Here is a 13,854-nt window from a genome sequence, read left to right as displayed (position 1 = left end):
GGTACAGACCAGACGCTCAGGTAAACAAATTTTTTATTCAATTAAAGACAGTCGATTTATCCAAATTTTGAACAATATTTATAAATTTCATAAGAAAAATTAATGTAAATATTGTTGCTCGTTTTGGGTAAAAAGTTCATTTTCCGAAGCTAAATTCGGAAATTTTAGTAAAGCTGTGCTTTTTTTGCTATTGCATACTAACAGTGCGCAAAAATGATAATAATTTAATTTCGCCGTTATTTAATTTAAATAACGCACTATTTTGAGCATAATTGCCTTTTTTTAACAAATTATGAATCATTTTTGTGCAACTAAAATTTAAGCTTGGCCTTTTTTTGTATAGAATACTGCTTCTATCGAATTCCGTACCTACATGGGCTTAAGGCTTTTTTATGCTGTCAGCTATTAAACATCTTAGTTTAGTCTCTCGCATTGTCATTGCAATTATTCTAGGCATTATTGTGGCACTTGTTGCGCCAAACATTGCTCCTTATTTTAGCTTACTCGGTGATCTATTTATTAAAGGGTTAAAATCGGTTGCTCCGATTTTGGTGTTTGTATTGGTGATTTCATCGATTGCAAACTTTCAAACCAGTCAAGGTGCGAAAAATTTTAAACCCATTATCATTATGTATACCATTGGTATGCTGCTTGCTGCCTTAAGTGCGGTCATTGCAGATAAGCTCTTTCCCACCACACTTATTTTACATTTGGCCGCGGATCAATCGGTTCAACCGCCAAGTAGTTTAAGTGCCATTTTAAAAAATTTGGTTTTAAGCTTTGTCTCAAACCCTGTTGTGGCTTTGGCTGAAGCGAACTTTATTGGTATTTTGGCGTGGGCATTAATTTTAGGTGTCGCTTTTAGACACAGCTCTGCCACCACCAAAGTTTTTTTGCATGACACTGCCGAAGCCATTGGACGTGTGATTAAATTGGTGATTGGCTTTGCACCAATTGGTATTTTTGGTTTAGTGACAGTGACTTTTGCATCGGCAGGTTTTGCAACGCTGACCAGTTATACTCACCTTTTAGCGGTACTGTTAGGCACAATGTTCTTTGTTGCGTTCGTGATTAATCCAATCATGGTGGCAATAGTCATTAAAAAGAATCCCTACCCTTTGGTATTCAAATGCTTAAAAGAAAGCGGTGTAACTGCATTTTTCACGCGAAGTTCAGCTGCAAATATTCCAGTCAATTTAGATTTAGCCCGCCGTTGTGGTGTCGATGAATCGACTACCAATGTGGTTGTTCCTTTAGGCTCGACCATTAATATGTGCGGTGCCGCGGTAACCATTACCACGTTAACGCTTGCAACAGTAAATACTTTAGGTATTCATGTTGATTTAACCACCATGCTTATCTTATGTATTGTGGCGACCATTTCAGCATGTGGTGCATCAGGTGTTGCTGGTGGTTCTTTATTGCTAGTGCCTGTTGCGTGTGGCTTATTTGGTATTCCCTCTGAAATTGCCATGAAAGTCGTTGCGATTGGTATGGTGATTAGTGTGCTGCAAGATTCAGTTGAAACAGCATTAAATTCATCTACCGATGTATTATTTGTAATTGCAGTCGATCAAGGGTATAAAGATAAGTAACAATCTGTAATGATTTTATGGAACTGTTACATTTATCATGCCCTTTCAACGCTTACCCAAATGGATTCAATTCGGTGCATTTAGCCTTGCATTCAATGCAGGGATGATTAATGCACTGGGATTATTAAACATTTGGCATCAAACGGTTTCACATATGACTGGCAATGTCAGCCAGTTGGGTATTTCAATTGCCAATGGGCAATACCAATCTGCGCTGTATGGTGCGTGTGTGATTCTCAGCTTTGTTTTGGGTTCGCTCTATAGTGGCTACATCTTAGGAAGTAGCCATTTTCAATTGGGACGCCAATACGGCATTCCGCTTGTTTTAACCGCACTGTGTATTTTCTTATGCTGGCTGATTATTCCTTATTATCCACGTTATGCGCTACTTTGGGCTTGTGTGGGGATGGGCGTACAAAATGCCATGGTCAGCCATTATAAAGGCGCAATTATTCGAACCACACATTTAACTGGTTTATTAACCGATTTAGGTTTAACGTTAGGTTATTTGTTGCGTGGTTTAGACATTGAAAAACGCCGTTTGGTGTTACTGGTGCTCATTTTATCGGGTTTTTTGTGTGGTGGAATTACAGTTGCAATTCTATATCCACAGCTTAAACTACACACTTTCCTTATTCCTGCTGCACTGAGTTTAATCATCAGCCTAATTTACTGGCTCATCTATATTCATCATCAAGCAACAGATCACTAATTTTGGAGTTTTCATGGTCAAAAATGCATTACAAGCACAGTTATTGAAGGCTGGCTTAGTGGATAATAAAAAAGCAAAAAAACTCACCAAGCAAGCACAACATGAGCAACGCACTGGAAATGATCATCAGCAAACCGATTTAAAGGCAAGTATTGAGCAAAGCCAGCTAGAAAAATTAAATAAAGATCAGCAACTGAATGCCGAAAAACAACGTGTTTTAGAAGAAAAAACTTTAAAAGCCAATATTATTCAAATGATTGGTCAACACAAAATTAAATCTGTGGATGGTGATATCGTTTATCAATTTATTGATGAAGGTAAAATTAAAAAAGTATATTTAAGCCAACAAATTTACAATGCCTTGGTGAACGGCAGCTTGGTTATTGCCAAAGAAAACGAGCAATATGCTTATTTACCGCATGCGCTTGCTACACGGATTGATCAAAAAATGGAAGGTTTTATTCTGTGGAATAAATCGGAAGATAATCAACAATCTACAGATGAAGATGATCCATACGCAGCTTATGTGATTCCAGATGATTTAATGTGGTAAATTAAAACGTCTGCATCTTAGACACTAATCATTCTTTAGTGTATAAAAAAGGCTAAACAAATGTTTAGCCTTTTTCTTTTTAAGAAAAATTAACGCACAATCCCACGTTCAGACTGCTCGATAGAATCAATTAAAAGCTGAACTTCTGCAACATTAGGCAAAATTTCAGCACGAATACGTTCAATTGCTTCTGCTGTAGTTAAATTTTCTTTATAAATCAATTTAAACGCTTCGCGTAAGCCTTGAATCACAGACTTTTCCCAACCACGACGACGCATGCCTTCAAGGTTCAAACCAAATGCATGCGCAGGATTACCTGAAGCGGTAACATATGCAGGAACATCTTTCACAATTAAAGATGCAGCGCCAATCATACTATACGAACCAACATGGCAGAATTGATGAATACCTGAATTTCCACCAACAATAACGTGATCTGCAAGGCGAACATGCCCTGCAACTCCAACATTATTGGCAAAAATATTATGATCACCAATTTGGCAGTCGTGTGCAATATGTGTATTAACCATAAATAAATTATGGTTACCCACACGGGTCAAGCTCTGGTCTTGCACAGTACCACGGTGAAAGGTTGCATGCTCACGAATGGTGTTATGATCACCAATTTCTAACCATGTTTCTTCGCCATTGTATTTTAAGTCTTGGCAAACTTCACCAATACTGGCAAATTGAAAAATTTCATTGTGCTTACCAATGCGAGTATATCCGCCAATCACAACATGGGAATGAAGTTTTGTCCCTGTATCGATTGTGACTTGAGGACCAATAATACAATAAGGTCCAATTTCTACATCTGATGCAATAACAGCAGATGAATCAATAATAGCGGTTGGATGGATATATTCTTTATTGCTCATACTGCTCTATATTCTTTGGTGAGAGATAATAATTTCAGCGGTTGTTGCAACAACACCATCAACGCTTGCAGTACAGTTATATTTGTAAATGCCACGCTTTTGCATGATCAATTCAGCTTTAAGCACCAATTGATCACCTGCAACAACTTGCTTTTTAAAACGAATTTTCTCTGCACCTGCAAACAGGAACAAAGACCCTGGTTTAGGTGTTTCATTATTCATCACAAAGCCCAACACACCTGAAACTTGTGCTAGTGCTTCAATAATTAAAACGCCCGGCATAATTGGATATTCAGGAAAATGCCCTTGAAGAAATTCTTCATTAATCGACACATTCTTGTAACCAGTAATGCTGTTTTCAGTGATTTCAGTCACACGATCAACCAATAAAAATGGATAACGGTGTGGCAAATATTCACGAATTTTCTGAATACTCATAGGTAATTCAGGTTTATTAAAAGCTGGGGTATTCGACTCTATGACCATATTCATTTACGCGTATTCAAAGTTGATTCAAGGGACTCAATCTGAGCTTGTATATGATCTAATCGTTTAGCAATCTGAGTCAATGGCACATCTGCTAATTGTCTAAGACGAACAACCGTTTTTTTCCACTGTGAATTTTCAAACATTCCAGTTCCTGATGAATAGGTTCCGGCTTTAAAAATACTTTTTGTGACTATTGACATTCCTGTAACAGTCACATTATCGGTGATTTCTATGTGTCCGACAACACCACATGCGCCAGCTAGTATACAGTTTTTGCCAATCGTTGTGCTACCTGCAATGCCTGATTTTGCGGCAATTGCAGTATTTTGGCCAATTTTTACGTTATGTGCGATTTGCACAAGGTTATCAATAATGACACCATCTTCCAAAATTGTGTCGTCAAGCGCACCGCGATCGATACTACAATTACTGCCAATTCGCACGCCATTGCCAATGTTTACCGAGCCCAATTGCGCAATGCGATGCCATTTACCTTCATAAGGTGCAAAACCAAAGCCTTCACTACCAATTACCGTATTGGCATGAATTCGAACAGCATTACCAATTTTAGAAAAGCCGGTAATGGTGACATGTGAGTCGATAAAACAATGATGACCAATTTCAACACCATCATCAATTTTAACGTGCGATTCAATTACAGAACCTTCGCCAACCACACAGTTTTCCCCAATCACCGTATAATGACCAATGTAGGTATCATCCGCAATGATTGCAGAAGGATGGATTTTGGCGGTGCTTGCAATTCCACGCGCAGTTCTTTTTATTTCAAACACGTGCGTTAAAATAGCAAAAGCAAGATATGGATTATCAACCAGAATAAAATTTTGATGCTGGTTCAGTTTTTCTTGTAAATCGCGTGAAATAATTAATGCGCCTGCATTGGATGCTATGGCATTAGCAAGATGTTTCTCACCATTCACAAAAGAAAGCTGAGATATTGTTGCATGTTCTAAACTCGCCAAGCCCGAAAATTTTATTTCGGCTTGGCCAATTAGCTCACCTTTTACAAGATGAGCTAATTGTTGTAACGAATAACTGTGTTGATTCATTAATTACTTCATCGCATTAACCTTTTGAATCATTTTATCAGTTAAATCGTTCTTAGCGTCATAGGCAAGCGCAGCATTTTTATTCAAAACCAAGTCTAAACCGCCATCTTTACGCAATTGTTCAGCAGCTTGCTGTACACGTGAAGTAAATGTTTGGCTTGTGGTTTGCGAAGTTGCTTGAACACGTTGCTGAATATTTTGCTCTAATGAGTTAATTTCACGCACTTTTGTGTCGTATTGAGTTTTTAATTGCTCAACTTCGGCAGGTTTAGCAGAGCCTGCTTTGCCTTGTAATGCTTGAATTTCTTTATTCAATTGCTCAACACGGTCAGCAGATGGTTTTACAGATTGTTGTAAGGTTGCATTTTGCTGTTTTAAATATACGCTATTTTCTACAACGCGCTGCATATCCACAATGCCATACCCCGCAGCATGTGTTAAACCTGCAGTTGCAGCTAAACTTAAAGTCATCAATAACGTCGATAATTTTTTCATCATAAAGTCCTAAATTTATTGTTAAAAGTCGTACTTAGAAAGTACGACCAATTTGGAATTGAACCGCTTGAGTGTCATCACCCTCTTTTTTGTTCAATGGGAATGCATAACTAATGGATAATGGACCAATCATAGTGATCCAAGTTAAGCCAACACCGGCGCTATAGCGTAAGTTACCCACATCTAGCCCGTAATTATCTTTGCAATATTGTTTGGCTTGAGCCGCGGTGTAACTGGTACTTGCAGTATTGAATGCACCAACATTTTTACATTCAGTATCAAAGGTTTGACCGCCTTCAACAAATAACGTTGGTCGAACTTGGCGTGCCCAGTCCCCTTTAGATGGAACAGGTAAAATCAGTTCTGCACCAAATTGTACTAATGCATTACCACCTGTTGAATCACTACTTGGATCGGTTAGTTTTTGAGTCGTATCGGCACCATAGAAAACACCTGGGTAACGAGGACCTAAAGTATTGTCTTCATAACCACGTACCGAGCCCCAACCACCAGCATAGAAGTTTTTCCAGAATGGTAAGTCATGCCCATAACCGAGTTTTCCATAACCATGTAAACCAAAACCTTTACCAATTGGGAAGAAGACTTGGCCGCTATAGGTTAGTTTTTGGTATTCAGCATCGCTACCTGGTAAGGCAACTTCTAAATTCACATTATGTAATTGACCAGACGTTGGTAGCATTGGGCGGTTTAATGTATTAAATGACCAACCTAAATTCATAAGATAATTTAAGTAATCACCTTGATATTCACCATTACTCGTTCCGGTATTATTCCCGTTATCATAAATACCAGTTCCAGTAGCGCTGCCATCATGATTGAGCAAATAATCTCTAAATGCGGTTGAACCATAAACATCGGTTGTAATTTTAGTTTTTTCAATACCTAACGAGCCACTCACACTCTGATTTTCATCAATTGGGTACGAAAGGCTGGCATTTGCACCATACGCTTCTGAATAATAATCACTAACGTGGTAATTATCGTATGGCTTAGTCTTTCTATAATAAACGTTATAACCGGCACTAATACCATCTACAGTGAAGTACGGATCGGTCACGGATAAATTATAGTTGGTTGAATATGATGAACGGGTAAAGTCAAAACCAACGCTATTCCCTGTACCTAAGAAGTTTGATTGGCTAATTCCAGCTTGGTAAGTAATACCACCACTTTGTGAGTAACCAATAGCCAAAGTACTTGTACCTGAATGTTGTTCTTCAACATTCACATCCAAATCGACTTGGTCGGGTACATTTGGGATACGCACCGGTTTAATATCGACTGTTTTAAAGAAACCTGTACGCTCTAAACGCACTTTAGACAAATCAATTTTTTCATTGCTTGCCAACGCGCCTTCCATTTGACGCATTTCACGACGCAATACTTGATCTTCTGTTTTGGTGTTTCCAGAGAAGTTGATACGACGAATGGTAACTTGTTGGCCTGGGTTAATATAATAATTAACGTTAACCACTTTATTGTCGTTATCAATTTGTGGAACGACATTCACTTCTGCAAAGTAATAACCAGCATTACCGTACTTGCGTAGCAGTAAGTTTTTTACCGTGTCGATTTTTGCTTGTGAATAGGTTTCGCCATCTTTATAAACTTGTAGCGTTTGCAATTCATCAGGCTTAAATAAAGTATCACCTAAGAATTTAGTTTGACCGACTTTGAATTGTTGACCTTCGTCAATCGAAACTTCTACGAAGATTTTTTGTTTATCATCGCTGATATTTAAGTTCGAAGAATTAATGGCAAAGTTAATGTAACCATTGTTTAGATATAAAGCACGCAATGCTTCAAGACTTGAAGACATACGTTCTTTTGCATAACGGTCGTTACGTGTAACAATGGATGACCAAGTACTTTCTTTTAAAGAGAATGCTTGTTTAATTTCATCATCTTTAAATACGTGGTTACCAATAACGTTAATTTCGACAACCTTTGCAGCCGAACCTTCTTTAAAGTTTACGGTTAGGTCAACACGGTTATTTGGGCGCGGTGTTGTAGTTACAGAAACATCTGCATTATAGCGACCTTGTTGAACATATTGTTGTTCAAGTTCGGTTTCAATATTTTGTAAAGTTGATTTTTTTAGCACTTCGCCTTCTGCAATGCCCATTTTTTTCAGGCCATCTTGCAGTGCTTCTTTTGGAATAAGCTTGTTGCCTTTAAATTCAACTTTTGAAATGACTGGGCGCTCTACAACGTTAAACACTAAGGTGTTGTTTTGTTGAGATGCTTTAATATCATCAAAAAGGCCTGAATTATATAATGAATGAATGGCATTATTTAAAACGGCATCATTGACACGGTCACCACTTTTAATCGGCAACATGCTATATAAATTGGCTGGTGTAAGACGAACCAGTCCCTCAAATTTAATGTCTTGAGCAACAAATTCGTCTGCCGCATAGACTTGTTGTACAGCAGCCATTGCACTAATCAGTGCTAAAGGCATAAAAATATGTGAGTGACGCATGCCTATTCTTTCCACTAAGTTGAATATTGTTTAAATCCTGTTTTATAACCGCATAAAATCATTAAATAAAGCTAGTACCATCATACTGCCTAGCAATACTATTCCGATTTTAAACCCAATAAGTTGTATTTGTTCCGAAACAGGTTTTCCTCTAATTGCTTCAATAAAATAATAAATTAAATGCCCACCATCAAGCATAGGAATAGGTAAAAGATTTAATATCCCTAAACTCACGCTCATTAAGGCCATAAAAGAAATGAACGTCTGCCATCCCATTTCAGCACTTTGGCCTGCAACTTTGGCAATGGTGATGGGTCCAGATAAATTCTCTAAGCCAATCAGACCGCGTACCATTTTAACCATAGAATTTAAAATCATACTCGAAATTTCACCAGTTTTTTGTACAGCTTTTGGAAATGCTTGTACAGGTGAATATTGAATCGTTTGTTTATAATTCTCAGGCACAACGATTTGCGTTGTTGCAGCTTGAACACCCAACATGCCAACGACATTTCCCATGTTGTCACGTTTGCCTTGAGGCATCACGTCTAAATTGATACGTTGTCCTGATCTTTCGACTTCAATTTTGAGTAATTTTTCTGGTGATTTTTGCACAATTTCAACCACATCGAACCAATCGGGGGTTTGAACATTGTTGATTGCAACAATTTTATCGCCCGCTTTCATGCCTTGGCGGATGGCAGCACCATCTTGCCTAAGCTGAGAAACAACGGGTGGTAAATGTGGTCGATACGGCAAAAATCCTAAGCTATCTAAAGGTGATACGCTCTGATCTTTTAAAAAATGACTGATATTTAAACTAAAATTTTTCAACTGCCCTTGATGTTCGGCTTGTACTTGGATTTGACCAGTTTCACCCGCACGACTCACCAAAGCAAAATTGAGCATTTCCCAGGTTGGTGTGGGCTTACCATCAATGCTTAAAATTTTATCGCCAGCTTGTAAGCCTGCAATTGCAGCAGAGGTATCTGGCAAAACCTTACCAATGCGAGTATTTAATTGCTCTTGTTTTGGCAAAAATAAAACCCAAAATAAGATCACAGCAAACAATAAATTAATTAAAGGCCCCGCAGCAACAATCGCGATACGTTTCCATACTGGCTGACGGTTAAATGCATAAACTAAATCTTCAGATTTAACCTCGCCCTCACGCTCATCCAACATTTTGACATAACCACCTAAAGGCAGGAACGACAAGCGATATTGAATATTGGTTTTTTTAGAGGTCCAATTTAAAATTTTAGGACCAAAACCAATTGAATAAACCAGTACTTTGACGCCTAAACGCCGTGCAACCCAATAATGCCCAAATTCATGAATCGCAATCAGCGGTCCAAGCAATAAAATGGCAGCAAAGATCATAAATAAAATATTCATTGACGCTCCATCAATACATTAACACGCTCAGTTGCAACGCAACGTGCAGCGTGATCTGCATTTAAAATCACATCTAATGATTGTGCTTGCGCCAAAGGCACTTGATTTAAGCTAAATTCTACAATTTCAGGAATTTGCATAAATGAGATTTTGTTTTCTAAAAATGCAGCAACTGCAACTTCATTGGCCGCATTTAAAATGGCGGGTGCAGTGCCCGCATTTTGCATCGCCTGACGCGCTAACTGCAACGCAGGAAACCGTAAAAGATCGGGTTCTTGAAAATCTAATTGCTGATTTAAAAATAAGTCTAAAGCTGGCACAGAGGTTCGAATGCGCTCTGGCCACGCTAATGCATGTGCAATTGGTGTACACATATCAGGGTTACCCATTTGAGCCAAAGTCGAACCATCTACATATTGAACCATAGAATGAATGATACTCTGTGGATGGATAACCACTGTAACAAAATGTTCTGAAATTGAAAATAAATGACACGCTTCGATTAATTCAAGGCCTTTGTTCATTAAAGTTGCTGAATCAACAGAAATTTTTTGCCCCATCGACCAATTTGGATGTTTACATGCTTGTGCGGGCGTAACTGTTTTGAGTTGTTCAATGGAAAAATTTAAAAATGGCCCACCCGATGCAGTGAGCAAAATTTGTGAAACGCCTAATTGCGGCTGACCTTGAGTTTGCTCAAGCTGTAGGTAATTTTGCGGCAAGCACTGGAAAATAGCATTGTGTTCTGAATCCACCGGAAGCAATAAAGCCGAATGCTGCTTGGCTGCTTGCAACATAATTTCGCCGGACATAACCAACGCTTCTTTATTGGCAAGCAATACTCGCTTACCGGCTTTTACTGCCGCCAACGTTGGCAATAAACCTGCTGCACCAACAATTGCCGCCATTACCACATCAACGTCTGGATGTGCTGCAACTTGCGTTAAGCCGTCTTCTCCAACCAAAATTTCAATGTGTTCTAGTTGGTGTTGTTTGAGTAATTTCGCCAATTGATCAACAAGATTGGCTGGAACAACAGCAATTTTAGGTTGAAACTGTTTGCATATTTCAATTAACTTTTCGATGCGACTGTTTGCGGTAACAGCAAATACTTGATATTGCTCTGGGTGTTCTGCCAAAACATTTAACGTACTTTGACCAATCGAACCTGTTGCGCCTAAAATACAAACAGTTTGTAACATTTATAAATCTACACCCATAAGTTTTAAAAGAGAAAGACCTGCCGCAAAAATAGGTGCTGCCGCTAGTAAGGAATCAATTCGATCTAAAACACCACCATGTCCAGGTAAAATCTGCCCTGAATCTTTTACCCCCGCACGACGCTTGATCATGGATTCAAACAAGTCACCTTGTACAGAACCAAATACAGTTACAATCGATAAAATTAAAAACAAAGCATGCTGTGCAAGGCTTAAATGTAAGTAATAACTTTGTACAAATAACGCAATCAATGTACTGAGCATTACGCCACCAATTAAACCTTCTACAGATTTATTGGGACTGACATGAGGTGCCATCTTACGACATCCGATTTTACGACCCACAAAGTATGCGCCGCTATCTGCCCCCCACACCAATAAGAACAAATACATTAACCACCATGGAGAACTTTCCCATACCGAGAAAATGGCAGTAACAGCAGAAGAGATAAGAACCAATCCGATTATATTTAAGCTTTTATTATACCAAGCATCGTAATTTGGAAAATTTTTGACCCAATAAACACTAAGCAACCACACTAAAATAGATGCCGACCAAAACAATAATCGAATATCGTGATAATACAGCGCAATCATGGTAATGATTAAGGCAAAAAAAGCATATCCCCAAGTTAAAATGGGACGTGCTGCTGTGGTTTGCACTGGCATTAATTTATACCATTCATATCCTGCAATAGTTGCCGCAACAGCCATTAAAATAAGCATAGGATAGTGAGATGGTGTAGCAAACATACAACTTAAAACAATTGCTACTAATACAAGTGCGGTCTTTATCCGCTCAAACATGGATTATTTCTCAATTTTCTCTTGTAGAATTTGCTCAGAAGTTTTACCAAACCGGCGCTCTCTTTGCGCAAACGTTTTAAACGCTTGATCGAGTTCGCGAGTAGTAAACTCAGGCCATAATGTATTGGTAAAATATAGCTCGGCATAAGCCGCTTGCCAAAGCAAAAAGTTAGAAATCCGATAATCACCACCAGTACGAATCAATAAATCGACCGCGGGCAAGTCACCCAATTCGACATATTGACCAAATAAAGATGCATCAATTTGTTCGATGGCAATTTCATTTGCAATAACTTTTTGTGCAACTTTTTGTGCAGCATGCGCAATATCCCACATACCACCATAACTGATGGCAATAGTCAGAGTCATTTTTTTAAAATGAGCGGTTTGCTGTTCTGCTGAACAAAGGATTTGCTGCAAATGATCGGACAGGCGTGAACGATCCCCAATAAAACGTAACGCGATTTCAAAACGAATCATGCGTGGGATTTGTTCTAATACTGTTTGTTCTAATAGCAGCATTAGCAAATCAATTTCGGCTTGTGGGCGATTCCAGTTTTCACTTGAAAAAGCAAAAACTGTTAACGCCTGAATGCCTAATTCACGACAATGCTCAACGATCGGGTCAAGTGTATTTTTCCCTTCCCGATGGCCATCACCTTTTTCAAGGTGCTTTTTTTTAGCAAATCTATTGTTGCCATCCATAATGATGGCAACATGTTGAGGTAGATGAATGTCGCTGATGGTCGCCATTCATTAAACCTTCATTAACTCTTCTTCTTTTGCAGCAAGGCGCTTATCGACTTCTGCAACATATTTATCGGTAATTTTTTGAATGTCATCACCTGCACGACGCTCATCATCTTCAGAAATTTCTTTTTCTTTCAACAATGATTTTAAGTCACCTAAAACATCACGACGAATGTTACGGATTGCAATTTTTGCATTTTCCGCTTCAGTACGAGCAACTTTTTGCATATCACGACGTGTTTCTTCAGTTAATGCAGGTAAAGGCACACGAATGGTGTCTGATGTAATTGGGTTTAAACCTAAATCGCTTTCACGAATAGCTTTATCAATTGCAGACACCATTGTACGCTCAAATGGCTGTACAATAAGCATGCGTGAATCTTCAACACCCACGTTTGCAACCTGATTCAATGGAACGTCTGAGCCATAGTAAGGAACCATAACACCATTTAAAATTGAAGGATGTGCACGGCCAGTACGAACTTTAGCAAACCCGAGTTCTAAAGACTCAAGTGATTTTTGCATACGCTGTTCGCTGTCTTTTTTAAGATCGTTAATCATCTGATTTACCTTACTTTCTCAAAATATCTAAATAAAAATTAGCGCTAGTATAAAGAGCTTTATAGCTCACGTACATCAATTCGTAACGTGAGTACCCTCTTTTTCCCCCATAACGACGGATAAAAGAGCACCTGATTTGTTCATATCGAAAACTTGTAATGGCACATTGTGGTCACGGCATAAGCAAATCGCGGTTAAATCCATAACACCCAGTTTCTCATCTAAGACTTGGTCAAAGCTGAGCGTGTCGTATTTCACCGCATCGTCATGTTTACTTGGGTCTTTATTATAAACGCCATCCACTTTAGTGGCTTTTAAAATGAGGTTCGCTTCAATTTCAATACCACGTAAACATGCTGCGGTATCGGTGGTAAAGAATGGGTTTCCTGTTCCTGCAACAAACACACACACTTCACCATTGCCTAAATGACGAATCGCATCACGGCTTGAATACGGCTCAACCACTGTTCCAATTGAAAGTGCAGACATTAAACGGGTTTTGATATTACGACGCACCAACGCATCACGTAAAGCCAAGCCATTCATAACCGTTGCGAGCATACCCATTTGGTCGCCAGTTACGCGGCCAACCAAACCATCTTTTTGCAACTGACTACCACGGTATAAATTACCACCACCGACAACAATACCGACTTGCACACCCAAGCCAACCAAATGCGCAATTGAAAGCGACATTTGATCAAGCACTTGAGCATCAATACCCATATCTTTATTTCCGGCCAATGCCTCACCAGAAAGTTTTAGTAAGATGCGCGAATAACGCGGTTTTTTCGAATCCAACATAGTTAAACTCCAATAT

The 13,854-nt window shown here is 38.8% G+C and carries 14 protein-coding genes; 3 read left to right on the top strand and 11 right to left on the bottom strand.

The window, feature by feature from the left end; genetic code table 11:
- Positions 1 to 392 precede the first annotated feature (392 nt).
- Genes sstT through I2F62_RS07865 form a run of 3 tightly spaced genes read left to right on the top strand, consistent with a single transcriptional unit; the run spans position 393 to position 2,860 of the window.
- Positions 393 to 1,595: a serine/threonine transporter SstT gene (gene sstT, locus I2F62_RS07875; protein ID WP_324626471.1), complete on the top strand. Its 1,203-nt coding sequence runs from the start codon at positions 393 to 395 to the stop codon at positions 1,593 to 1,595.
- Positions 1,596 to 1,632: 37 nt separating this feature from the next.
- Positions 1,633 to 2,307: a YoaK family protein gene (locus tag I2F62_RS07870; RefSeq protein ID WP_324626470.1), complete on the top strand. Its 675-nt coding sequence runs from the start codon at positions 1,633 to 1,635 to the stop codon at positions 2,305 to 2,307.
- A gap of 13 nt (positions 2,308 to 2,320) precedes the next feature.
- Positions 2,321 to 2,860: a DUF2058 domain-containing protein gene (locus tag I2F62_RS07865; RefSeq protein WP_324626469.1), complete on the top strand. Its 540-nt coding sequence runs from the start codon at positions 2,321 to 2,323 to the stop codon at positions 2,858 to 2,860.
- 89 nt (positions 2,861 to 2,949) lie between these two features.
- Here I2F62_RS07865 and lpxA read toward each other — a convergent pair whose 3' ends face one another.
- The 11 genes from lpxA to pyrH all read right to left on the bottom strand — a co-directional run bounded on the left by lpxA (position 2,950) and on the right by pyrH (position 13,838).
- Entirely contained in the window at positions 2,950 to 3,738 is a 789-nt protein-coding gene (gene lpxA / locus I2F62_RS07860; RefSeq protein WP_324626468.1) for an acyl-ACP--UDP-N-acetylglucosamine O-acyltransferase, read from the bottom strand.
- A gap of 6 nt (positions 3,739 to 3,744) precedes the next feature.
- Positions 3,745 to 4,224 (bottom strand): 3-hydroxyacyl-ACP dehydratase FabZ, encoded by a 480-nt coding sequence (fabZ, locus tag I2F62_RS07855; protein ID WP_324626474.1) that lies wholly within the window; start codon positions 4,222 to 4,224, stop codon positions 3,745 to 3,747.
- Positions 4,225 to 4,226: 2 nt separating this feature from the next.
- Positions 4,227 to 5,297 (bottom strand): UDP-3-O-(3-hydroxymyristoyl)glucosamine N-acyltransferase, encoded by a 1,071-nt coding sequence (gene lpxD, locus I2F62_RS07850; protein ID WP_324626467.1) that lies wholly within the window; start codon positions 5,295 to 5,297, stop codon positions 4,227 to 4,229.
- A 3-nt stretch (positions 5,298 to 5,300) separates the two neighbouring features.
- Complete coding sequence (locus tag I2F62_RS07845) at positions 5,301 to 5,792, bottom strand: OmpH family outer membrane protein (RefSeq protein WP_324626466.1); 492 nt, start codon at positions 5,790 to 5,792, stop codon at positions 5,301 to 5,303.
- A 34-nt stretch (positions 5,793 to 5,826) separates the two neighbouring features.
- The gene (gene bamA / locus I2F62_RS07840) at positions 5,827 to 8,298 is read right to left on the bottom strand and encodes an outer membrane protein assembly factor BamA (RefSeq protein ID WP_324626465.1); all 2,472 of its coding nucleotides are present in this window, start codon (positions 8,296 to 8,298) and stop codon (positions 5,827 to 5,829) included.
- Positions 8,299 to 8,340: 42 nt separating this feature from the next.
- On the bottom strand, positions 8,341 to 9,696 hold the full coding sequence (rseP, locus tag I2F62_RS07835) for an RIP metalloprotease RseP (protein ID WP_324626464.1): 1,356 nt from the start codon (positions 9,694 to 9,696) through the stop codon (positions 8,341 to 8,343).
- Positions 9,693 to 10,898 carry a 1-deoxy-D-xylulose-5-phosphate reductoisomerase gene (gene ispC / locus I2F62_RS07830; protein ID WP_324626463.1) on the bottom strand — a complete coding sequence of 402 codons (1,206 nt, stop codon included), beginning with the start codon at positions 10,896 to 10,898 and terminating at the stop codon, positions 9,693 to 9,695. Before ispC ends, rseP begins: the two co-directional genes overlap by 4 nt.
- Positions 10,899 to 11,723: a phosphatidate cytidylyltransferase gene (locus I2F62_RS07825; protein ID WP_324626462.1), complete on the bottom strand. Its 825-nt coding sequence runs from the start codon at positions 11,721 to 11,723 to the stop codon at positions 10,899 to 10,901.
- Positions 11,724 to 11,726: 3 nt separating this feature from the next.
- Positions 11,727 to 12,476 (bottom strand): polyprenyl diphosphate synthase, encoded by a 750-nt coding sequence (gene uppS / locus I2F62_RS07820; protein ID WP_324626461.1) that lies wholly within the window; start codon positions 12,474 to 12,476, stop codon positions 11,727 to 11,729.
- 3 nt (positions 12,477 to 12,479) lie between these two features.
- Positions 12,480 to 13,034: a ribosome recycling factor gene (frr, locus tag I2F62_RS07815; protein WP_324626460.1), complete on the bottom strand. Its 555-nt coding sequence runs from the start codon at positions 13,032 to 13,034 to the stop codon at positions 12,480 to 12,482.
- A 75-nt stretch (positions 13,035 to 13,109) separates the two neighbouring features.
- Positions 13,110 to 13,838 carry a UMP kinase gene (gene pyrH, locus I2F62_RS07810; RefSeq protein WP_324626459.1) on the bottom strand — a complete coding sequence of 243 codons (729 nt, stop codon included), beginning with the start codon at positions 13,836 to 13,838 and terminating at the stop codon, positions 13,110 to 13,112.
- Positions 13,839 to 13,854: the final 16 nt, after the last annotated feature.

Source organism: Acinetobacter sp. MD2(2019), assembly GCF_035615615.1.
GTDB lineage: Bacteria > Pseudomonadota > Gammaproteobacteria > Pseudomonadales > Moraxellaceae > Acinetobacter.
Note: the sequence above shows the minus strand (reverse complement) of the source record. Positions and strands in the feature narration are given on the sequence as shown.